We start from the raw sequence: 20,856 nt of genomic DNA on the forward strand, positions 1-20,856 counted from the left end.
GTTCGTTGAAAGAACCGTGGTGCAATCACGAAGGGAGGATCCCACATGGGCCGCAGCTTGAAAAAAGGACCTTTTGTTGATGATCATCTTATGAAAAAAGTTGAAGCACAAAAGGATTCTGAGAAAAAACAAGTGATCAAAACTTGGTCTCGCCGTTCTACAATTTTCCCGACATTCATCGGACAAACAATCGCAGTATACGATGGTCGTAAACACATCCCTGTATATGTGACTGAAGATATGGTGGGCCATAAACTAGGCGAATTCGCACCAACACGCAAATACGCTAGCCATGGTGCAGACGATAAGAAAACAAGACGTTAATTGAGAGGAGGATTTCCCTATGCAAGCAAAAGCTGTCGCTAGAACAGTACGTATTGCTCCTCGTAAAGTCCGTTTAGTTGTAGATTTAATTCGAGGCAAGCAAATTGGCGAAGCTGTTGCGATTTTGAACCACACTCCGAAAGCAGCATCTATTGTTGTTGAGAAGTTATTGAAATCTGCAGCTGCTAACGCTGAACACAACTACGAAATGGACCTGAATGACTTGATCATCAGCGAAGTATTCGTTGACGAAGGACCAACACTTAAACGTTTCCGTCCACGTGCAATGGGACGCGCAAGCGCAATTAATAAACGCACAAGCCACATCACACTAGTGGTATCTGACCAGAAGGAGGGGTAATTCGTGGGACAAAAAATACATCCAATTGGGATGCGTATCGGAATCATTCGTGATTGGGAATCTAAATGGTACGCTGAGAAAGATTATGCGACGCTTCTTCACGAAGATATTAAAATCCGTGAATATGTTGAAGCACGTTTGAAAGAAGCTTCAGTTTCTAAAATCGAAATTGAACGCGCTGCAAACCGTGTCAACGTAACTATTCACACCGCGAAACCGGGTATGGTAATCGGTAAAGGTGGATCTGAAGTAGAAGTACTTCGCAAACAGCTTAACTCTATGACTGGCAAGCGTGTACACATCAACATCATTGAAATCAAAAGAGCTGACCTTGATGCAAGATTGGTTGCTGAAAGTGTTGCACGTCAATTGGAAAACCGAGTATCTTTCCGTCGTGCACAAAAACAAGCGATCCAACGCACTATGCGTTCTGGCGCTAAAGGAATCAAAACTCAAGTATCTGGACGTCTAGGCGGCGCTGACATTGCGCGTGCTGAACACTACAGTGAAGGTACTGTTCCGCTCCATACGCTCCGCGCTGATATCGATTATGCGCATGCTGAAGCAGACACAACATATGGTAAGCTTGGCGTAAAAGTATGGATCTACCGCGGTGAAGTCCTTCCAACTAAGAAGAAATCTGAGGAAGGAGGCAAATAATATGTTATTGCCAAAACGCGTTAAATATCGTAGAGAGCACCGAGGCAAGATGCGCGGCGAAGCTAAAGGCGGTAAAGAAATCGCATTCGGCGAATTTGGTCTCCAAGCACTAGAATCATCTTGGATCACTAACCGTCAAATCGAAGCAGCACGTATTTCCATGACTCGTTACATGAAACGTGGCGGTAAAGTCTGGATTAAAATATTCCCGCATAAACCATATACGAAAAAGCCTCTAGAGGTTCGTATGGGATCTGGTAAAGGTTCACCTGAAGGCTGGGTAGCCGTTGTCAAAACTGGTAAAATCATGTTCGAACTTGGTGGAGTATCTGAAGAAGTGGCACGCGAAGCATTACGCCTTGCATCTCACAAACTTCCAATCAAAACGAAGTTCGTAAAACGCGAAGAAATTGGTGGTGAATCGAATGAAAGCTAATGAAATCCGTGACCTAACCACTGCTGAGATTGAACAAAAAGTGAAATCACTGAAAGAAGAGCTTTTCAACCTTCGCTTCCAATTGGCTACTGGTCAATTAGAAAATACTGCTCGCATCCGCGAAGTACGTAAAGCGATTGCCCGTATGAAAACTGTGATTCACGAAAGAGTACTCAGTGGCAATAACTGATAAATCGAGAGGAGGTTTGCAAGTATGACTGAGCGTAACCAACGCAAAGTATACACAGGCCGTGTTGTGTCTGACAAAATGGACAAAACCGTTACAGTAATGGTTGAAACTCAAAAGAAGCATGCATTCTATGGCAAACGTGTAAAATACTCTAAGAAATATAAAGCTCATGATGAGCTAAACGAAGCGAAAATGGGCGACGTAGTTCGCATCATGGAAACTCGTCCGTTATCAGCTACAAAACGTTTCCGCGTATTGGAAATTGTAGAAAAAGCGGTTATCATTTAATTTAAATAATTTCGGAACCTAAGAAATTCCGGAGGGAGGTTACCTAAGTGATCCAACAGGAAAGTCGTTTAAAAGTTGCAGACAACTCGGGTGCTCGTGAAGTACTAACGATTAAAGTACTTGGTGGTTCTGGTCGCAAGACTGCAAACATCGGAGACGTAATCGTTTGTACCGTGAAAAAAGCAACACCAGGTGGCGTTGTTAAGAAGGGTGAAGTCGTTAAGGCTGTCATCGTTCGCACGAAAAGCGGAGCTCGCCGTAAAGACGGTACTTATATCAAATTTGATGAAAACGCATGTGTCATTATCCGTGACGACAAAGGTCCACGCGGAACTCGTATTTTCGGACCTGTTGCCCGCGAACTTCGCGATAACAGCTTCATGAAAATCGTATCACTTGCTCCTGAAGTTCTTTAATAAATCAATGTGCCATACCAAGGAGGTGCGACAGAATGCATGTTAAAAAAGGCGATACAGTTAAGGTAATCTCAGGCAAAGACAAAGGCAAAACAGGCGTTGTTTTGACTGCTTTACCTAAGAAAGACCGTGTGCTTGTTGAAGGTGTCAACATCATCAAAAAGCATACAAAACCGAACCAGGCAAATCCGCAAGGTGGAATTGTCAGCCAAGAAGCAGCAATTCACGTTTCTAACGTAATGTTACTTGACCCTAAATCCGGCGAGCCGACTCGTGTTGGATACAAGGTTGAAGATGGTAAAAAAGTTCGTGTTGCAAAAAAATCCGGCGAAAAATTAGATAAATAAAATTCCTGAATGAAGGGAGGTACACACATGAACCGCCTAAAAGAAAAATATGTCAATGAAATCACTCCTGCTCTAGTGAGCAAGTTTGAATATAAATCGGTAATGCAGGCACCTGAAGTAAACAAAATCGTCATCAACATGGGTGTAGGCGAAGCTGTTCAAAACACGAAGTCACTTGACTCCGCGGTTGAAGAACTACAAACAATTACTGGCCAAAAGCCAATCATCACTAAAGCTAAGAAATCTATCGCTGGCTTCCGTCTACGTGAAGGTATGCCAATCGGATGTAAAGTTACACTACGCGGAGAGCGTATGTACGACTTCCTGGATAAATTGATTGCTATCTCACTTCCACGTGTTCGTGACTTCCGTGGCGTATCGAACAAATCGTTCGACGGACGCGGTAACTACACACTTGGCGTGAAAGAACAATTGATCTTCCCTGAAATCGACTATGATAAAGTTAACAAAGTACGCGGTATGGACATCGTAATTGTAACAACTGCGAACTCTGATGAAGAAGCTCGTGAGTTATTAACACAATTCGGAATGCCGTTCCAAAAGTAAACGTGAGGGAGGCGTAAACGTGGCTAAAAAATCTATGATCGCAAAACAAAAACGCACGCCAAAGTTTAAAGTACAAGAGTACACACGCTGTGAACGATGCGGACGTCCGCATTCAGTATTACGCAAATTTAAACTTTGCCGTATTTGTTTCCGTGAACTTGCATATGTGGGACAAATTCCTGGCGTCAAAAAAGCCAGCTGGTAATCCCCTAATTTGGGAAGGAGGTAAAAGTAATGACAATGACAGATCCGATTGCAGATATGCTGACACGCATTCGTAACGCAAACATGGTTCGTCACGAGAAATTAGAGCTTCCGGCTTCTAATGTGAAAAAAGACATCGCTGAAATCCTTAAGCGTGAAGGTTTCGTTCGTGACGTAGAATATGTTGAAGATGATAAACAAGGCATGATCCGGATTTTCCTTAAATACGGAGCTAACAACGAACGCGTTATTACTGGATTGAAACGTATTTCAAAACCAGGATTACGTGTATACGCTAAAACTAACGAGGTGCCACGTGTACTAAACGGTCTTGGAATCGCTTTAGTCTCAACATCACAAGGTTTGGTAACTGATAAAGAAGCCCGCGCGAAACAAATCGGCGGAGAAATCATAGCATACGTTTGGTAACAAGCAACAAACGAATGGAGGTGCAACAGAATGTCACGTGTAGGTAAAAAACCAATCGAGGTTCCTGCTAACGTTACCGTTACTCTTGGAGACAAGAACACCGTAACTGTTAAAGGACCTAAAGGCGAGTTGACTCGCGTATTTAACAAAGATATTACAATCGCACAAGAAGAAAACGTGCTAACATTGACACGTCCTTCAGATTCTAAAGATCACCGCACAAACCACGGTACGTCTCGTGCTTTGCTTGCGAACATGGTCACTGGAGTTTCAGAAGGATTCCAACGTTCACTTGAACTAGTTGGTGTTGGTTACCGTGCTCAATTGCAAGGACAGAAATTGGTGCTTAACGTAGGTTACTCTCACCCGGTTGAATTCACACCGGAAGATGGCGTAACAGTTGAAGTTCCAGCTAACACTAAAGTCATTGTTAAAGGCATCGATAAAGAACGCGTTGGAGCTCTTGCTTCAAACATCCGCCAAGTACGTCCACCAGAGCCATATAAAGGCAAAGGTATTCGTTACGAAGGGGAAGTAGTTCGCCGCAAAGAAGGTAAAACAGGTAAATAATGCTGCTTAGGCAGGCTGAAAGGAGTGACCTCAGTGATTACGAAACTCGATAAAAACGCATCTCGTAAAAAACGTCATGCACGCGTACGTTCTAAAATTTCGGGTACAGCACAACGCCCGCGTTTGAACGTATTCCGTTCGAATAAATACATCTACGCTCAATTGATCGACGATATGAATGGCGTTACACTTGCAAGTGCATCATCTATGGAGAAGGATTTCTCAGTAGAATCAACTGGCAACGTGGAAGCTGCAGCTAAAGTCGGCGAAACAATCGCAAAACGCGCTACTGAAAACGGCTTGAAATCGGTTGTTTTTGACCGCGGTGGTTATTTATATCATGGACGCGTAAAAGCATTAGCAGAAGCTGCACGTGAAAATGGTTTAGAATTCTAAAAAAAGGAGGGACACATTTCATGAGTCGTATTGATTCAAACAAACTTGAACTTGAAGAACGCGTAGTTACAATCAATCGCGTAGCTAAAGTTGTAAAAGGTGGACGTCGTTTCCGTTTCTCCGCATTAGTTGTTGTAGGCGACAGAAATGGTAATGTTGGTTTTGGTACTGGTAAAGCTCAAGAAGTTCCAGATGCTATCCGCAAAGCCATTGAAGATGCGAAGAAAAACCTTATTGAAGTACCAATGGTTAAAGGTACTACTCCACACTTAGTAATCGGTCGTTTTGGCGCAGGCCAAATTCTTATCAAACCTGCTTCTCCAGGTACTGGTGTAATTGCTGGCGGACCTGTTCGTGCGGTACTTGAATTGGCTGGGGTACAGGATATTCTATCTAAATCTCTAGGTTCAAGCACACCAATCAACATGGTACGTGCAACTATTAACGGTTTAACTCAATTGAAGAGTGCCGAAGAAGTCGCAAAACTTCGCGGTAAATCAGTTGCAGAACTGTTAGGATAAGGAGGGAAAATCACATGGCAACTAAATTGGAAATTACCCTCACAAAATCTGTGATCGGTTCTAAACCGACACAACGTAAAACTGTTCAATCATTGGGATTGCGCAAAATGCATCAAACAGTTGAGCACCAAGACAATGCAGCCGTTCGCGGTATGCTTGATAAAGTCGCTCACTTAGTAACTATCAAAGAAATTTAATTACGGATTTCTATAGAAGGAGGTGCCAACCAAATGAAACTTCATGAATTAAAACCGGCAGAAGGTTCACGCAGCTCAAGAAAGCGTATCGGACGCGGTATCGGTTCAGGTACTGGTAAAACAGCAGGTAAAGGTCATAAAGGTCAAAACGCACGTTCAGGCGGCGGTGTTCGTCCTGGATTCGAAGGTGGTCAAAACCCTTTGTTCCGTCGTTTGCCTAAACGTGGATTTACCAACATCAACCGCAAAGATTATGCAGTAGTGAACGTGGAAGTGCTTAACCGTTTCGACGAAGGCACAGAAGTAACACCTGCATTGTTAATTGAAACAGGTGTTGTGAGCAATGAACGTTCTGGAATTAAAATTCTGGGCAATGGTAGCCTAGAAAAGAAATTGACAGTAAAAGCTCACAAATTCTCTGGATCAGCTAAAGAAGCGATTGAAGCTGCCGGCGGACAAACCGAGGTGGTTTAATGTTTCAGACAATCTCTAATTTTATGCGCGTGACTGATATTCGAAATAAAATATTCTTTACATTACTGATGCTCATCATTTTCCGTATTGGAACTTTTGTTCCAGTACCGAATGTTGACGCTTCGGTTTTGCAAGCTACTGACCAGATGGGTCTGGTTGGATTCTTAAATACTTTCGGTGGAGGTGCCCTTGCTAACTTTTCGATTTTAGCGATGGGAATTATGCCATACATTACAGCATCAATCATTGTGCAATTATTGCAGATGGATGTTGTACCGAAATTTGCAGAGTGGGCGAAACAAGGTGAAGTCGGAAGACGGAAACTTGCTCAATTCACTCGCTATTTCACAATCGTTCTTGCCTTTATTCAAGCAATCGGTATGTCTTATGGATTTAACCAAATGTACGGCGGTTCTTTAATTCAGAATGACACGATTTCAACTTATGTTGTCATCGCTATTGTATTGACTGCGGGTACGGCATTTCTACTGTGGCTTGGTGAGCAGATTACGGCAAAAGGTGTGGGGAACGGTATTTCGATTATCATCTTCGCAGGGATTGTCGCTGCAGTACCAGGTGCTGTCAACCAATTATATGCACAGCAGATCCAAGGAGCTGGAGATCAGCTGCCGATCAATATTGCCATTATGGCATTGCTTGCATTAGCTGTTGTTGCCATTACAGTTTTGGTCATTTACGTTCAACAAGCGTTGCGTAAAATACCGATTCAGTATGCGAAGCGAGTTGCTGGCCGTGGCCAGACAACAAGCGGGCAGCAAACACACTTACCTTTGAAAGTGAACGCGGCCGGAGTTATCCCGGTAATCTTTGCAGTAGCGTTTATCATAACGCCGCAAACCATTGCTTCTTTCTTTGGTGCCAACGCGTTTACAGAAGCGATTCAGAATACGTTCGATTATACGCGCCCTGTCGGCATGATCATTTATGTCGCTTTGATCGTAGCATTCACGTACTTCTACGCATTTATTCAGGTTAATCCTGAGAACGTGTCGGATAACCTGAAAAAGCAAGGTGCATATATTCCGGGGATCCGTCCGGGTAAAAATACACAGGATTATTTAACAAGCGTGTTATACCGATTGACATTCGTTGGTGCCATTTTCCTTGCAGTCATTGCCATTCTACCGATTTTCTTCATCAACATTGCGAATTTACCGCAATCGGCGCAAATCGGCGGAACGAGTCTTCTGATTGTTGTTGGGGTAGCACTTGAAACGATGAAGCAATTGGAATCTCAGCTTGTAAAACGTCATTATAAAGGCTTTATGAAATAATCAGTAGGATTTAAAAGGGGCGTGAAAGCGTCTCTTATCCAATTGTCTGAGGGGGAAAACGTATGAATATCGTATTAATGGGTCTACCGGGTGCCGGAAAAGGTACTCAAGCAGACGAAATTGTTAAGAAGTACGACATCCCTCATATTTCTACAGGTGATATGTTTCGAGCTGCTATTAAAGGCGGAACGGAACTGGGCTTGAAAGCAAAATCATTCATGGATCAAGGTGCTCTAGTGCCTGATGAAGTGACAATCGGCATTGTCCGGGAACGATTAAGCGAAAAGGACTGTGAAGAAGGCTTCTTATTAGATGGCTTTCCACGCACGGTTCCTCAAGCTGAAGCGTTGGAATCTCTTTTGGCCGATCTTGATAAGCGAATCGAGCATGTCGTAAATATCCAAGTTGAACAAGACGAACTAATTGCACGTTTAACAGGCCGATGGATCTGTAAAGTTTGTGGAACTGCTTACCATACTGTGTTTAACCCGCCGGCAATAGCTGGTGTGTGCGACAAAGATGGCGGAGAACTCTACCAGCGTGAAGATGATAAGCCTGAAACCGTCACTAAACGTTTAGAAGTAAATATGCAACAAACACAGCCGCTTCTTGATTTCTATGAAAGCAAGAACGTGCTGCAAAATATAGATGGACAGCAGGACATTCAAAAAGTATTTGCTGACATTGATGCTCTTCTAAAGGGCGACCGAGGCTAATCCCCGGCGCCGGGCGCAGTTAGTTGCCTCCATGTGGCTTTAAGGGGCACCGGAGATATGAATTTTCGAGAGCTGCAAAAGCAAACAAGGCTCAGGATATGAAAGTTGATGCAAAATGCGCTTTAGTGCAATTGAGCATTGAAACGAGTATAATGGGTTTCGTGGAAGCATCTGTGTAACGGGTTTGGAACTCATCCAAAGCAGTCCGGGCAGTCGAGGATACATGAGACAGACTGGCTTTGCCGGATTAACCCCGGCCCGCATATCTGCGGGACTCGGAGAATGTCTTTCGAATGTCACTCATGCATTTCTTGTGAATGAATGTACTACTACTATTCAATCAGCAAATACTGTTTGAAGATGAGAACCTGATTTGTATACAGAAGGGAGACTGGGTCGATGGCGAAAGACGATGTAATTGAAATCGAAGGAACTGTCGTTGAGACTTTGCCTAACGCGATGTTTAAAGTGGAATTGGAAAACGGCCATACGATTCTTGCGCACGTATCAGGCAAGATTCGCATGCATTTCATCCGCATTCTGCCAGGAGATAAAGTGACAGTGGAACTTTCTCCTTATGATTTAACACGCGGTCGTATCACATACCGTTTTAAATAATCTTTTGCACTCCGGACTATAAGGAGGTTGGGTTAGATGAAAGTGAGACCATCTGTAAAACCGATCTGTGAAAAATGTAAAGTTATTCGCAGAAACGGTAAAGTAATGGTAATCTGTGAAAATCCGAAACACAAACAAAGACAAGGCTAATTTTGAAGGAGGTGCATCGCACACATGGCACGTATTGCTGGTGTTGACATTCCGCGCGACAAACGCGTTGTTATTTCATTAACATACATTTTCGGTGTTGGTAAAACAACTGCACAGAAAGTTCTTTCTGCTGCTGGTATCTCTGAAGAGACACGCGTTCGTGATCTTACAGAAGACGAGTTGAACAATATCCGTGAACAATTAGATCAATACAAAATCGAAGGTGACCTTCGCCGTGAAGTTTCAATGAACATCAAACGCTTGATGGAAATTGCTAGCTTCCGAGGAATCCGTCATCGTCGTGGACTACCTGTCCGCGGTCAAAATACGAAGAACAATGCGCGTACGCGTAAAGGTCCTCGTAAAACTGTAGCTAACAAGAAAAAATAATCAGTAAAGGAGGTTTCTTCTTAACATGGCACGTAAACAACAAACTCGTAAGCGTCGTGTGAAAAAGAATATCGAATCTGGTATTGCTCACATCCGCTCAACATTCAATAACACAATCGTTACTATCACTGATATGCAGGGTAACGCTGTTTCATGGTCAAGTGCAGGAGCTCTAGGATTTAGAGGTTCACGTAAATCTACTCCTTTCGCTGCGCAAATGGCTGCTGAAACTGCTGCTAAAACATCAATCGAGCACGGCCTTAAAACTCTAGAAGTTACAGTTAAAGGTCCTGGTTCAGGTCGTGAAGCTGCTATCCGTGCGCTTCAAGCTGCTGGACTAGAAGTTACAGCTATCAAAGATGTAACTCCAGTTCCTCATAACGGTTGCCGTCCGCCAAAACGCCGTCGCGTATAATCGTTAATCTGAATAGGATTTTTGAACATCACGACTTACTGGATGGGTTCTGAATCGTAGCGAAAGTCTGTGACTATCGAATTCTTTGATGAAGCGAAAAAAAACCGACGTTTTGAAGGAGGGTAAACTGAATGCTCGAAATAGAAAAACCAAAGATTGAAACGGTTGAGATCGACAGCAATTCCAAGTTCGGAAAATTTGTTGTTGAACCTCTTGAGCGTGGATATGGAACCACTTTAGGAAACTCCTTACGTCGAATCTTACTTTCATCTTTACCTGGCGCAGCTGTTACTTCAATTCAAATTGATGGCGTTCTGCACGAATTCTCCACTGTCGAAGGTGTTGAAGAAGATGTAGCTACCATTATTTTGAATATCAAGAAGCTGGCTTTGAAAATTTACTCTGACGAAGAAAAAGTCATTGAAATTGATGTAAAAGGTGATGGAACGGTTACGGCTGCAGATATCACGCACGACAGTGACGTGGAAATTCTGAATCCGGATCTATATATTGCAACAATCGCTAAAAATGGCCACTTACGTATGCGTATGTATGCAAACAGAGGCCGTGGATATGCCCGTGCAGATCAGAACAAACGTGAAGATCTTCCAATTGGTGTTATCCCGATTGACTCTATTTACACTCCAGTTTCACGCGTTAATTTCCAAGTGGAAAACACTCGTGTGGGTCAACTGGCTCATTTCGATAAATTATCTCTTGATGTATGGACAGATGGCAGCATTGGTCCAAAAGAGGCAATTGCGCTTGGCGCAAAGATTTTTACTGAGCATTTAAATATCTTCGTGGGATTAACAGATGAGGCACAAACGGCTGAAATCATGGTTGAAAAAGAAGAAGACCAAAAAGAAAAAGTATTAGAGATGACTATCGAAGAACTTGATCTTTCGGTTCGATCTTACAACTGCTTAAAACGTGCGGGTATCAACACGGTACACGAACTGGCAAGCAAGTCGGAAGACGACATGATGAAAGTACGCAACCTCGGACGCAAATCACTTGAAGAAGTTAAAGTGAAGTTGGAAGATTTAGGCCTTGGGCTTCGTAAAGAAGACTGAGAGTTAAGATCGGATCCGAACTATTCAACAAAGGAGGGAAACTTCAATGAGAAAGCTTCAACGTACAAGTTCTCAACGTAAAGCACTATTACGTGACCTTACAACAGACTTAATCGTACATGAACGCATTCAAACGACTGAAGCTCGTGCGAAAGAAGTGCGTTCGACTGTAGAAAAAATGATTACGCTTGGTAAACGTGGAGATATTCACGCTCGCCGTAAAGCAGCAGCATGGATGCGCCGTGAGTTGGTAACAACTGCAGACGCTGAAGGCAACGAAACAACAACTTTTGCTTTGCAGAAATTGTTTGATGATGTTGCACCACGTTACGCTGACCGTCAAGGCGGTTACACACGCATCATGAAAATGGGGCCTCGTCGCGGAGATGGCGCACCTATCGTTATTATCGAATTGGTTTAATTTGAATCTATAGATTCAAATTAAAGCCTCCGGCGGGTGTCACGGATTTTGAAAGGAATTAATTGCGCTAGCGCAATTCAAAATCCGGACGCAATTATGCCGAGGCATAATTGATTTACTTGAAGGGGGTCAACAGCCCTCTTCTTTTAGCATTATGATTTATACGACAATATGAAAAGCTGAGTGTTATGATGAGCGAGCCGAAAGGCGGCGTCTCGTCTAGCTCTACGCACCTCATTCAACCTTGGCTTAAGCAACCGGGGAAGCCATAGAGACAGAAAAGCGCATTTCTCTGAATGAGGTGCGCGCTTTTTTTATTTATTTACCGTTTTACAAACGCTGTTGAAAACCAGTAGAGTAGAGATGAGCCAAGCAAGTGTTTGAGGAGGTCAGCTGAGATGAATTCGATTATATTGTCATTCGAAGATGTGACATTTACATATACGCAAGAAGACGAGTCGGTAAGACCCGCTGTAGAAGATTTATCCTTCTCGATTGAGGATGGGGAGTGGATTGCTTTGGTGGGCCACAATGGTTCAGGAAAATCAACCATCGCCAAATTGATGAACGGTTTGTTGTTTCCGCAGGCAGGAAAAGTATTTGCCATGGGGAAATTGATGGCTGAAGAAAGCCTTTGGGACATCCGTTCGCAGATGGGCATGGTCTTTCAAAATCCAGACAACCAGTTTGTGGGAGCGACGGTCCAGGACGATGTCGCTTTTGCGTTGGAAAATAACGGGGTTCCGCATGAAGAAATGGTGTTACGTGTTAAAGAAGCTTTGCATCAGGTGAAGATGGAATCGTATTTTGATCACGAGCCTCATCATTTGTCCGGAGGCCAGAAACAGCGCGTGGCGATCGCTGGTGCCCTTGCTTTGCGTCCGCGCCTGTTGATATTGGATGAGGCGACTTCCATGCTCGATCCCCAGGGACGCATGGAAGTCATCGAAACCATTCGTGAGTTGCGGGAAGCAACAGGCCTGACAGTCATATCGATTACCCACGATTTGGAAGAAGCGGCTATGGCTGACCGTATTCTTGTAATGAATGCGGGGCATAAACAATTGGAAGGCACGCCGGAAGCTGTTTTTCTGTCGGGCAATGAACTGACGACCCTGGGCTTGGACTTGCCATTTTCGATGCGGATGACGCATTTGCTCCGGGAAGCCGGAGTGGAGCTGCAGGGAGAACATATGACAGAAGACGAATTGGTGGATGAACTATGGACATTTTACTCCGGGAAGTAGGGTACAGCTACGCTAAAGATACGCCGTTTGAAAAGCGTGCGTTGACGAGTGTATCGCTGCATATCCCTTCTGGTTCCTATACAGCAATCATTGGACATACCGGATCGGGCAAATCGACGGTCCTTCAGCATCTGAACGCCTTGTTGAAGCCGACAGAAGGAACTGTTGTAATTGGCGAACGCAAAATCGAAGCGGGTGTGAAGGCCAAGAATCTGCGCGATGTCCGGCGCCAGGTCGGGATTGTTTTTCAATTTCCTGAACAGCAGCTTTTTGATGAGACGGTCTTGAAAGATATCATGTTCGGCCCTTTGAATTACGGAGTGCCGGAAGAAGAAGCTAGCCGCCGCGCGCATGAGTTGGTTGAACAGCTTGGACTGCCTGCCGAGGTATTGACGAAGTCTCCGTTTGATCTGTCCGGCGGCCAAATGCGCCGGGTAGCGATTGCTGGTGTGCTGGCGATGGAGCCGGATGTGCTGGTGCTGGATGAACCGACGGCCGGACTTGATCCGCGCGGCCGCCGTGAAATTATGGACCTGTTCCATCAGCTGCATATCCAAAAAGGCCTGACGACCGTTCTGGTGACCCATAGCATGGAAGATGCGGCGCGTTACGCTGATAGTGTAGCGATCATGCATAACGGACGCTGCGTGGTCACAGGAGAGCCTGAAGAGATCTTTTCGAATGAAGAGCAACTGCGGGATTACCGTTTGGAGCCGCCGCGGACGATTCGCCTGCAGCGAAAATTCGAAGATAAAGCGGGCATTAAACTCGGTGCCATTTCATTGACGGAAGAAGCGCTGGCGAAAAACATCGCTCTGGCTTTGTCGGAAGGACGTGATTCCGAATGATGGAGAAAATGATTTTTGGCCGTTTTATTCCGGGTGACTCCATCATCCACCGAATGGATCCGCGAGCGAAGATTTTGTTCGTCTTTGTTTTTATCGCTATTGTCTTTATCGCCAACAGCGCAGTGACTTACGGTATTCTGCTTGGATTCACTTTATTGGTGGTATTCCTGTCCAAAATACGGCTGTATTTCTTGATAAACGGATTGAAACCGGTCTTTATTCTATTGATTTTTACCTTTTTCCTGCATATTTTCTTTACGCGGGAAGGCGATCTGCTGCTGGATATCGGCTTTATCGAAATTTACGAAGAAGGGCTGCGGCAAGGGATATTCATTTCCATCCGTTTCCTGGTGCTGGTGTTCATCACCAGTATCCTGACCTTGACGACTTCGCCGATCTCCATCACGGATGGCATTGAAGTGCTGCTTGGCCCCTTCAAGCGGGTCAAACTGCCGGTTCATGAACTGGCCTTGATGATGTCCATTTCCCTGCGGTTTATCCCGACTTTGATGGACGAGACAGGCAAGATCCTCAAGGCCCAGATGGCAAGGGGCTCAGACATCGGCTCAGGGCCGGTAAAAGAGCGGATAAAAGCTGTCGTGCCCTTACTGATTCCTTTGTTCGTCAGTGCCTTTAAACGGGCGGAGGATTTGGCTACGGCGATGGAAGTCCGCGGCTACCGGGGAGGCGAAGGCAGAACACGCTACCGTCAATTGGATTGGCGTTTTGTGGACAGCTTGAGTTTGCTGGTGCTGGCCGGGCTTGCGGGAATGCTTTGGTATTTCCGGCTATAAGGAGAGAAATTATGAAACGATTAAAAGCGACAATTGCCTACGACGGTTCCGGATTTGCAGGCTATCAGGTGCAGCCGGACTCGCGTACGGTCCAACGCGAATTGATGAAAGTGCTGAAAACCATCCATAAAGGAAAAGTGACGCAAGTGGTGGCAAGCGGACGGACGGACGCCAAAGTCCATGCGACGGGTCAGGTCATCCATTTTGACACGGAGTTTTCCATTCCGGTGAGCGGATGGCTGAAGGCCTTGAACGTGCTGTTGCCGGAAGACATCCGGGTCAGCTCAATCGAAGAGGTGGATCCGTCTTTTCATGCGCGCTACCATACGACGGGCAAGACCTATCGCTACAAATGGGACCGCAGTCCGATCATCAGCCCGTTCACGCGCAATTATATGGTCCATGTTAAGCAACCGCTTGATGTGGATGCCATGAGAGCGGCAGCACAGGCTTTGATCGGCACGCATGATTTTTCCAGCTTTTGTGCGGCGAATACGGCAGTGGTGGATAAAGTGCGCACGATTTGGCGCGTCGATTTTGAAGAGCACGGCAATGAGCTGCATATGGTCATCGAAGGTTCCGGCTTCCTCTATAATATGGTCCGCATTATTGCGGGGACATTGACGGAAGTCGGCATCGGCAAAAGAAAGGCTGAAGAACTTGGCCGAATCGTGGCTGCAGCGGAGCGGGACGCTGCCGGAAAAACAGCGGCGGCACACGGTCTTTACCTAGAAAGCGTGATGTACAGGAGTTGAAGCAACTTTTCCTGGTGTTTTTAGAAAAACCCTTGACTTTTTACCGCTTCCGTTATAACATGATGTATGGTATTTTCATTACCCCCACGATATGCCCCGGAAGGTTATTTGTGTTTAGGGATAACGAAAAAACGGAACAGCGGAACACTGTAAAAGAATTCAAAACAGACGATTTATTAGGAGGACAATATACATGCGTACAACATTCATGGCTAAAGGTCACGAAGTAGAGCGTAAATGGTTAGTTGTCGATGCAGAAGGGCAAACTCTTGGACGTTTAGCTTCTGAAGTCGCTTCAATCTTACGCGGGAAATACAAACCAACATTCACACCAAACGTTGACACTGGTGATCACGTGATCATCATCAACGCTGAAAAGATTCACCTTACAGGCAAAAAGCTTACAGACAAAATCTACTACCGCCACACACAATACAGCGGTGGATTGAAACAGCGTACTGCACTTGAAATGCGCACAAAATACCCAACTAAAATGCTTGAATTGGCTATCAAAGGGATGCTTCCAAAGAACTCTCTAGGACGCCAAATGTTCAGAAAGCTGCATGTCTATGCTGGCCCAGAACATAACCACCAAGCACAAACACCAGAAAACTACCAGCTTCGCGGATAATACATTAGTAAATTAGAGGAGGATACACCTTTGGCACAAGTTCAATATATTGGAACAGGTCGTCGTAAAAACTCAACAGCTCGCGTACGGTTAGTACCGGGTGACGGCACAATTACTATCAACAAACGTGACGTAGCGGACTACGTTCCTTACGAAACATTACAACAGATCATCAAACAGCCACTAGTTGCTACGGATACTCTAGGAAGCTACGACATCCTTGTAAACGTAAACGGCGGTGGATTCACAGGCCAAGCCGGAGCAATCCGTCACGGTATCGCACGTGCTCTACTTACTGTAGACCCTGCATTCCGTCCTGCGTTGAAATCTGCTGGGTTGTTAACACGTGACCCACGTATGAAAGAACGTAAGAAACCAGGTCTTAAATCAGCACGTCGTGCACCTCAGTTCTCAAAACGTTAATTTCGATTTTCGTTTACAAAACACTTTCCGAAGAAATTCGGAAGGTGTTTTTTATGTTCAACTGGAGGAGCGAACAGGTAAGATAGAAAGAAATGGGAGGGATGCCGACATGAACCGGATCAATTTAATTTGCCTGGGCGTGAAAGACATGAAGACATCTGTACAGTTTTACAGAGATGGACTCGGCTTTGAAACAGCGGAAAAAGGGGACAATCCTGAAATTGTGTTTTTTAATTCTTCAGGGACGAAACTGGAACTCTATCCATTGGAGAAATTGGCGGAAGATATCGATGAGAAGAATCCGCCAAGAGGCAGCGGATTTTCGGGCATTACTTTAGCGTATAACGCCAAGTCCAAGGGAGAAGTGGATGGAGTGATGGCTCTTGCGAAATCTGCCGGAGCGAAAATCATCAAAGAACCGAAAGATGTTTTCTGGGGCGGCTATTCTGGGTATTTCACAGATCCTGACGGCTACTACTGGGAAGTGGCATGGGGTCCGGACTTTACGTATGATGAAAATGATATGCTGGAAATTGAATCGTGAGTGATCGTGTTGGCAACTCCGGCTGTGCGGCAGATAAAAAACCGCTTAGCCGGATTTCTTATGTCTGTTAAAGTTGAGCGGCCTTGCCATTTTTCTTGTAAGGTCGAATAGATTTAAAATTGAGTTTGCTATGCTATACTTTATGGTGAGCAAAATTGATGGGGAGTGTATCGATATGTTAACTGAAGTACAAGTGCGCGAATTACTCGGAGCGTTAGAAGATCCGTTTTTACATAGATCGTTGACGGAAACAAACGGCATCACGTCCGTAACGATCAAAGAAGAGAAAAAACATGTCAGCGTGAAATTGGCGATCGCCAAAACCAACACACCTGAGCAAATGCAGCTTCAGATGAAAGTCGTCGATGTATTGAAAGAGGCAGGAGCAGGCTCTGTCGGCATCCGTTTTGAAGAGCTTCCGCCTGAAGCCTTGGCACAGTTCCGCGGAACAGCAAACGAATCAGAAGCGCAGGATCTTTTGTCTCCACTCAACAAAGTCGAATTCATTTCGATCGCCAGTGGTAAAGGCGGCGTCGGCAAATCAACGGTATCTGTCAACCTGGCAATCGCTTTGGCTCGCCTTGGCAAAAAAGTAGGCTTGATCGATGCGGATATCTACGGCTTCAGTGTGCCGGATATGATGGGCATCGACAAATCGCCGGTTGTCCGCGGCGAAACGATCATTCCGGTTGAACGGTTCGGCGTGAAAGTCATCTCTATGGGCTTTTTCGTAGAAGATAACATGCCAGTCGTATGGCGTGGCCCAATGCTCGGCAAAGTGCTCGACCAATTCTTCCGCGATGTAGAGTGGGGAGATTTGGATTACCTTCTATTGGATCTGCCACCTGGCACAGGGGACGTTGCACTCGACATCCACCAGATGCTTCCGGCTTCCAAAGAAATCGTGATCACAACTCCTCACCCGACAGCAGCATTCGTTGCAGCGCGTGCAGGAGCGATGGCACTTCAAACTGACCACGAAGTCCTGGGCGTCATCGAAAACATGTCGTGGTACGAAAGCAAAGAGACCGGCAAGAGAGAATACCTATTCGGACAAGGCGGCGGACCAAAGCTTGCAGAAGAATTGCAGACACCGCTTCTTGGACAGATTCCAATGGGCCAGCCTGACTGGAACGAAGAGGACTTCGCTCCTTCTGTCTACCTGGAAGATCATCCGACAGGAAAAATCTATGAAGATATCGCGAAGCAAGTGCTTAAGCAATTCGCTGATAAAAAATAAAAGCTGCAGCAGCCCGGAAGCCGTGAATGGTTTCCGGGCTTTTATTTTGGAGGATTTTCAATAGGATATGGCGATTCAGTAACAAAGCGCTGACTTTCAAGGTTTGTTCACAATCTATCCTGTGCGGTGAATGGATTTTTTTATAGCCGGTTGGTACAATCTTAAAAGAACTTTAAATAACGGAGGCATTCAATTGACAATAAGAAATTGGGTTAAGTTTTTTTTGAAAGCACTTTTACTTGGTGGAGCGGTAACCGGAGTGCTTGGTTTGTTCGTCCGCTGGGATGATGTATTTTCACAACCATTTAATGCGGGGCAGTGGGGCGAGTTTTTGGCTGGCTTTATCTGGCTGGTCATTATCGGCTTGACGATGAGCATCATCAGCCAGTTGTGTTTCTTCGCCTATCTGACGGTACATCAAATAGGGATGAATATTTTCCGCACATTGCGTCTATGGAACTGGGTTCAATTACTGATCATCGTGGTGGTCATTACAGATTTGATTTTATTCCGTTTTGCGCCGAACGCTCAAACGACGGAACAGGTTTGGTTATATGGGATACTTCTGGCCATCCTGATTGGTACAGCAGTGGTGACAGCTTACTTCAAAGCGAAGTGGACAAATAAGGAGACATTTATTTCTGCGCTGTTCTTCATGATTGTAATTACGACGGTAGAATGGCTGCCGGCCTTGATGGTGGAAGAAGGGAATATCGACAGCTGGGTTACGTTATTGCTGTTTCCATTCCTTGCAGTGAACGCCTACCAGCTGCTGGTATTGCCGAAATACAATGCGCAATCGGATGTTGACCGCCAGAAACTGGAAGAGCGGCGCGCGGCAAGAAAAGCGCAGGCACAGCCAGCTTCTAAAAAATAAACTCATTCATCCGTTGGTTTCATTGCAGCGGGTGGATGATTTTTTATTTCCTTGAGATACCGTGGAAGTATTGAAGAACACAGACGGCTCTAAGGCTGAAGAGCGTGAGAGTGGGTTTCAGGATGAGGAATACAGAAGGAAAAAACGGGTTTTATAAAAAACTTCCCTGAAAGTGTTGACAGGAATATAAACATGCTTTAATATAATAAAAGTCGCCAAGCAACAACGAACAACATAAACGAAACGGCGGCACACCAACTGAACCTTGAAAACTGAACAGCAAAACGTCAACAAACATGCAACGGCCGCGCAAAACGGCCCGCGCACTTTACTGATCAGCGTATGCAGATCACAAGCGAACCGTGCGTCTTCGGACGGCGGTACGCCAGCAAGTATTTGAGCAATCAACTACTCTATAATGGAGAGTTTGATCCTGGCTCAGGACGAACGCTGGCGGCGTGCCTAATACATGCAAGTCGAGCGGAACCGGTGGAGCTTGCTCCATTCGGTTCAGCGGCGGACGGGTGAGTAACACGTGGGCAACCTGCCCTGCAGATCGGGATAACTCCGGGAAACCGGTGCTAATACCGAATAGTTTGCGGCCTCTCCTGAGGCTGCACGGAAAGACGGTTTCGGCTGTCACTGCAGGATGGGCCCGCGGCGCATTAGCTAGTTGGTGGGGTAATGGCCCACCAAGGCGACGATGCGTAGCCGACCTGAGAGGGTGATCGGCCACACTGGGACTGAGACACGGCCCAGACTCCTACGGGAGGCAGCAGTAGGGAATCTTCCGCAATGGACGAAAGTCTGACGGAGCAACGCCGCGTGAGTGACGAAGGTTTTCGGATCGTAAAACTCTGTTGTGAGGGAAGAACACGTGCCAATTAACTACTGGCACTTTGACGGTACCTCACCAGAAAGCCACGGCTAACTACGTGCCAGCAGCCGCGGTAATACGTAGGTGGCAAGCGTTGTCCGGAATTATTGGGCGTAAAGCGCGCGCAGGCGGTCCTTTAAGTCTGATGTGAAAGCCCACGGCTCAACCGTGGAGGGTCATTGGAAACTGGAGGACTTGAGTGCAGAAGAGGAAAGTGGAATTCCATGTGTAGCGGTGAAATGCGTAGAGATGTGGAGGAACACCAGTGGCGAAGGCGACTTTCTGGTCTGTAACTGACGCTGAGGCGCGAAAGCGTGGGGAGCAAACAGGATTAGATACCCTGGTAGTCCACGCCGTAAACGATGAGTGCTAAGTGTTAGGGGGTTTCCGCCCCTTAGTGCTGCAGCTAACGCATTAAGCACTCCGCCTGGGGAGTACGGCCGCAAGGCTGAAACTCAAAGGAATTGACGGGGGCCCGCACAAGCGGTGGAGCATGTGGTTTAATTCGAAGCAACGCGAAGAACCTTACCAGGTCTTGACATCCCGCTGCCCGGTGTAGAGATACGCCTTTCCCTTCGGGGACAGCGGTGACAGGTGGTGCATGGTTGTCGTCAGCTCGTGTCGTGAGATGTTGGGTTAAGTCCCGCAACGAGCGCAACCCTTGATCTTAGTTGCCAGCATTCAGTTGGGCACTCTAAGGTGACTGCCGGTGACAAACCGGAGGAAGGTGGGGATGACGTCAAATCATCATGCCCCTTATGACCTGGGCTACACACGTGCTACAATGGACGGTACAAAGGGCTGCCAACCCGCGAGGGGGAGCCAATCCCAGAAAACCGTTCTCAGTTCGGATTGCAGGCTGCAACTCGCCTGCATGAAGCCGGAATCGCTAGTAATCGTGGATCAGCATGCCACGGTGAATACGTTCCCGGGCCTTGTACACACCGCCCGTCACACCACGAGAGTTTGTAACACCCGAAGTCGGTGAGGTAACCCTTGTGGAGCCAGCCGCCGAAGGTGGGACGGATGATTGGGGTGAAGTCGTAACAAGGTAGCCGTATCGGAAGGTGCGGCTGGATCACCTCCTTTCTAAGGATGAATTCGGAACCGGGTTTCCCGGGGTTGACGTTTTGCGTTCAGTTTTGAAGGTTCACCTTCA

General features: G+C 46.0%; 33 protein-coding genes and 1 rRNA gene. All 34 read left to right on the top strand.

Translation table 11 applies throughout. The features are described 5' to 3' along the window. Nucleotides 1-45: 45 nt before the first annotated feature. Nucleotides 46-324 carry a 30S ribosomal protein S19 gene (gene rpsS, locus ACRC6Q_RS18440; RefSeq protein WP_006828932.1) on the top strand — a complete coding sequence of 93 codons (279 nt, stop codon included), beginning with the start codon at nt 46-48 and terminating at the stop codon, nt 322-324. 19 nt (nt 325-343) lie between these two features. Continuing rightward, a complete protein-coding gene (rplV, locus tag ACRC6Q_RS18445; protein WP_223643189.1) occupies nt 344-685 on the top strand; it encodes a 50S ribosomal protein L22 in 342 nt (113 codons plus the stop codon). 3 nt (nt 686-688) lie between these two features. After that, nucleotides 689-1,345 carry a 30S ribosomal protein S3 gene (rpsC, locus tag ACRC6Q_RS18450; protein WP_006828934.1) on the top strand — a complete coding sequence of 219 codons (657 nt, stop codon included), beginning with the start codon at nt 689-691 and terminating at the stop codon, nt 1,343-1,345. A gap of 1 nt (nt 1,346) precedes the next feature. Continuing rightward, a complete protein-coding gene (gene rplP, locus ACRC6Q_RS18455) occupies nt 1,347-1,781 on the top strand; it encodes a 50S ribosomal protein L16 (RefSeq protein ID WP_223643191.1) in 435 nt (144 codons plus the stop codon). After that, on the top strand, nt 1,771-1,971 hold the full coding sequence (rpmC, locus tag ACRC6Q_RS18460) for a 50S ribosomal protein L29 (RefSeq protein WP_006828936.1): 201 nt from the start codon (nt 1,771-1,773) through the stop codon (nt 1,969-1,971). Before rplP ends, rpmC begins: the two co-directional genes overlap by 11 nt. A gap of 24 nt (nt 1,972-1,995) precedes the next feature. Next, nucleotides 1,996-2,259: a 30S ribosomal protein S17 gene (rpsQ, locus tag ACRC6Q_RS18465; RefSeq protein ID WP_008432511.1), complete on the top strand. Its 264-nt coding sequence runs from the start codon at nt 1,996-1,998 to the stop codon at nt 2,257-2,259. A gap of 47 nt (nt 2,260-2,306) precedes the next feature. Continuing rightward, the gene (gene rplN / locus ACRC6Q_RS18470) at nt 2,307-2,675 is read left to right on the top strand and encodes a 50S ribosomal protein L14 (RefSeq protein WP_006828938.1); all 369 of its coding nucleotides are present in this window, start codon (nt 2,307-2,309) and stop codon (nt 2,673-2,675) included. A gap of 35 nt (nt 2,676-2,710) precedes the next feature. Continuing rightward, entirely contained in the window at nt 2,711-3,022 is a 312-nt protein-coding gene (rplX, locus tag ACRC6Q_RS18475) for a 50S ribosomal protein L24 (RefSeq protein WP_058386721.1), read from the top strand. A 27-nt stretch (nt 3,023-3,049) separates the two neighbouring features. After that, nucleotides 3,050-3,589, top strand: coding sequence for a 50S ribosomal protein L5 (gene rplE / locus ACRC6Q_RS18480; protein WP_223643193.1), 540 nt, complete (start codon nt 3,050-3,052; stop codon nt 3,587-3,589). A 19-nt stretch (nt 3,590-3,608) separates the two neighbouring features. Beyond that, nucleotides 3,609-3,794 carry a 30S ribosomal protein S14 gene (gene rpsN / locus ACRC6Q_RS18485; RefSeq protein WP_006828941.1) on the top strand — a complete coding sequence of 62 codons (186 nt, stop codon included), beginning with the start codon at nt 3,609-3,611 and terminating at the stop codon, nt 3,792-3,794. A gap of 29 nt (nt 3,795-3,823) precedes the next feature. Beyond that, nucleotides 3,824-4,222, top strand: coding sequence for a 30S ribosomal protein S8 (gene rpsH, locus ACRC6Q_RS18490; protein ID WP_006828942.1), 399 nt, complete (start codon nt 3,824-3,826; stop codon nt 4,220-4,222). Nucleotides 4,223-4,252: 30 nt separating this feature from the next. Then, nucleotides 4,253-4,792, top strand: coding sequence for a 50S ribosomal protein L6 (gene rplF / locus ACRC6Q_RS18495; RefSeq protein WP_223643195.1), 540 nt, complete (start codon nt 4,253-4,255; stop codon nt 4,790-4,792). Nucleotides 4,793-4,825: 33 nt separating this feature from the next. Next, nucleotides 4,826-5,188, top strand: a complete 363-nt coding sequence (rplR, locus tag ACRC6Q_RS18500) for a 50S ribosomal protein L18 (RefSeq protein ID WP_431467197.1) — start codon at nt 4,826-4,828, stop codon at nt 5,186-5,188. Between the two features lie 20 nt (nt 5,189-5,208). Beyond that, nucleotides 5,209-5,709, top strand: a complete 501-nt coding sequence (rpsE, locus tag ACRC6Q_RS18505; protein WP_223643197.1) for a 30S ribosomal protein S5 — start codon at nt 5,209-5,211, stop codon at nt 5,707-5,709. 14 nt (nt 5,710-5,723) lie between these two features. Continuing rightward, nucleotides 5,724-5,906 carry a 50S ribosomal protein L30 gene (gene rpmD / locus ACRC6Q_RS18510; RefSeq protein ID WP_223643199.1) on the top strand — a complete coding sequence of 61 codons (183 nt, stop codon included), beginning with the start codon at nt 5,724-5,726 and terminating at the stop codon, nt 5,904-5,906. A gap of 33 nt (nt 5,907-5,939) precedes the next feature. Then, nucleotides 5,940-6,380: a 50S ribosomal protein L15 gene (rplO, locus tag ACRC6Q_RS18515; RefSeq protein ID WP_008432523.1), complete on the top strand. Its 441-nt coding sequence runs from the start codon at nt 5,940-5,942 to the stop codon at nt 6,378-6,380. Then, entirely contained in the window at nt 6,380-7,675 is a 1,296-nt protein-coding gene (gene secY / locus ACRC6Q_RS18520) for a preprotein translocase subunit SecY (RefSeq protein WP_223643201.1), read from the top strand. The genes rplO and secY overlap by 1 nt, the downstream gene beginning before the upstream one ends. Nucleotides 7,676-7,737: 62 nt before the next feature. Beyond that, nucleotides 7,738-8,391 (top strand): adenylate kinase, encoded by a 654-nt coding sequence (locus tag ACRC6Q_RS18525; RefSeq protein ID WP_223643203.1) that lies wholly within the window; start codon nt 7,738-7,740, stop codon nt 8,389-8,391. A 399-nt stretch (nt 8,392-8,790) separates the two neighbouring features. Beyond that, nucleotides 8,791-9,009: a translation initiation factor IF-1 gene (gene infA, locus ACRC6Q_RS18530; RefSeq protein WP_006828950.1), complete on the top strand. Its 219-nt coding sequence runs from the start codon at nt 8,791-8,793 to the stop codon at nt 9,007-9,009. 36 nt (nt 9,010-9,045) lie between these two features. Further along, a complete protein-coding gene (rpmJ, locus tag ACRC6Q_RS18535; RefSeq protein WP_006828951.1) occupies nt 9,046-9,159 on the top strand; it encodes a 50S ribosomal protein L36 in 114 nt (37 codons plus the stop codon). A gap of 24 nt (nt 9,160-9,183) precedes the next feature. Next, nucleotides 9,184-9,549 (top strand): 30S ribosomal protein S13, encoded by a 366-nt coding sequence (gene rpsM, locus ACRC6Q_RS18540; RefSeq protein WP_006828952.1) that lies wholly within the window; start codon nt 9,184-9,186, stop codon nt 9,547-9,549. Nucleotides 9,550-9,574: 25 nt separating this feature from the next. Further along, the gene (gene rpsK / locus ACRC6Q_RS18545; protein ID WP_006828953.1) at nt 9,575-9,964 is read left to right on the top strand and encodes a 30S ribosomal protein S11; all 390 of its coding nucleotides are present in this window, start codon (nt 9,575-9,577) and stop codon (nt 9,962-9,964) included. Between the two features lie 131 nt (nt 9,965-10,095). After that, complete coding sequence (locus ACRC6Q_RS18550) at nt 10,096-11,040, top strand: DNA-directed RNA polymerase subunit alpha (RefSeq protein ID WP_146559466.1); 945 nt, start codon at nt 10,096-10,098, stop codon at nt 11,038-11,040. A 46-nt stretch (nt 11,041-11,086) separates the two neighbouring features. Continuing rightward, a complete protein-coding gene (rplQ, locus tag ACRC6Q_RS18555) occupies nt 11,087-11,461 on the top strand; it encodes a 50S ribosomal protein L17 (RefSeq protein WP_223643205.1) in 375 nt (124 codons plus the stop codon). Between the two features lie 398 nt (nt 11,462-11,859). Next, nucleotides 11,860-12,708 (top strand): energy-coupling factor ABC transporter ATP-binding protein, encoded by an 849-nt coding sequence (locus ACRC6Q_RS18560; protein WP_431467198.1) that lies wholly within the window; start codon nt 11,860-11,862, stop codon nt 12,706-12,708. Next, nucleotides 12,684-13,556, top strand: a complete 873-nt coding sequence (locus tag ACRC6Q_RS18565) for an energy-coupling factor ABC transporter ATP-binding protein (RefSeq protein ID WP_223643209.1) — start codon at nt 12,684-12,686, stop codon at nt 13,554-13,556. The genes ACRC6Q_RS18560 and ACRC6Q_RS18565 overlap by 25 nt, the downstream gene beginning before the upstream one ends. Continuing rightward, entirely contained in the window at nt 13,553-14,350 is a 798-nt protein-coding gene (locus ACRC6Q_RS18570; protein WP_223643211.1) for an energy-coupling factor transporter transmembrane component T family protein, read from the top strand. The genes ACRC6Q_RS18565 and ACRC6Q_RS18570 overlap by 4 nt, the downstream gene beginning before the upstream one ends. 11 nt (nt 14,351-14,361) lie before the next feature. Continuing rightward, nucleotides 14,362-15,105 carry a tRNA pseudouridine(38-40) synthase TruA gene (gene truA, locus ACRC6Q_RS18575; protein WP_431467199.1) on the top strand — a complete coding sequence of 248 codons (744 nt, stop codon included), beginning with the start codon at nt 14,362-14,364 and terminating at the stop codon, nt 15,103-15,105. A 193-nt stretch (nt 15,106-15,298) separates the two neighbouring features. Further along, entirely contained in the window at nt 15,299-15,736 is a 438-nt protein-coding gene (rplM, locus tag ACRC6Q_RS18580) for a 50S ribosomal protein L13 (protein WP_142830577.1), read from the top strand. Nucleotides 15,737-15,766: 30 nt separating this feature from the next. Then, on the top strand, nt 15,767-16,159 hold the full coding sequence (rpsI, locus tag ACRC6Q_RS18585; RefSeq protein WP_058386707.1) for a 30S ribosomal protein S9: 393 nt from the start codon (nt 15,767-15,769) through the stop codon (nt 16,157-16,159). A 109-nt stretch (nt 16,160-16,268) separates the two neighbouring features. Beyond that, nucleotides 16,269-16,703 (top strand): VOC family protein, encoded by a 435-nt coding sequence (locus tag ACRC6Q_RS18590; protein WP_223643215.1) that lies wholly within the window; start codon nt 16,269-16,271, stop codon nt 16,701-16,703. 175 nt (nt 16,704-16,878) lie between these two features. Further along, nucleotides 16,879-17,943, top strand: coding sequence for a P-loop NTPase (locus ACRC6Q_RS18595; protein WP_223643217.1), 1,065 nt, complete (start codon nt 16,879-16,881; stop codon nt 17,941-17,943). Nucleotides 17,944-18,136: 193 nt separating this feature from the next. Further along, entirely contained in the window at nt 18,137-18,820 is a 684-nt protein-coding gene (locus tag ACRC6Q_RS18600) for a KinB-signaling pathway activation protein (RefSeq protein WP_298833738.1), read from the top strand. A gap of 415 nt (nt 18,821-19,235) precedes the next feature. After that, a 16S ribosomal RNA gene (locus ACRC6Q_RS18605) occupies nt 19,236-20,786 on the top strand. Nucleotides 20,787-20,856 lie beyond the last annotated feature (70 nt).

It is taken from the genome of Planococcus sp. SE5232, from assembly GCF_050686535.1.
In the GTDB taxonomy this organism is placed as follows: Bacteria; Bacillota; Bacilli; order Bacillales_A; family Planococcaceae; genus Planococcus.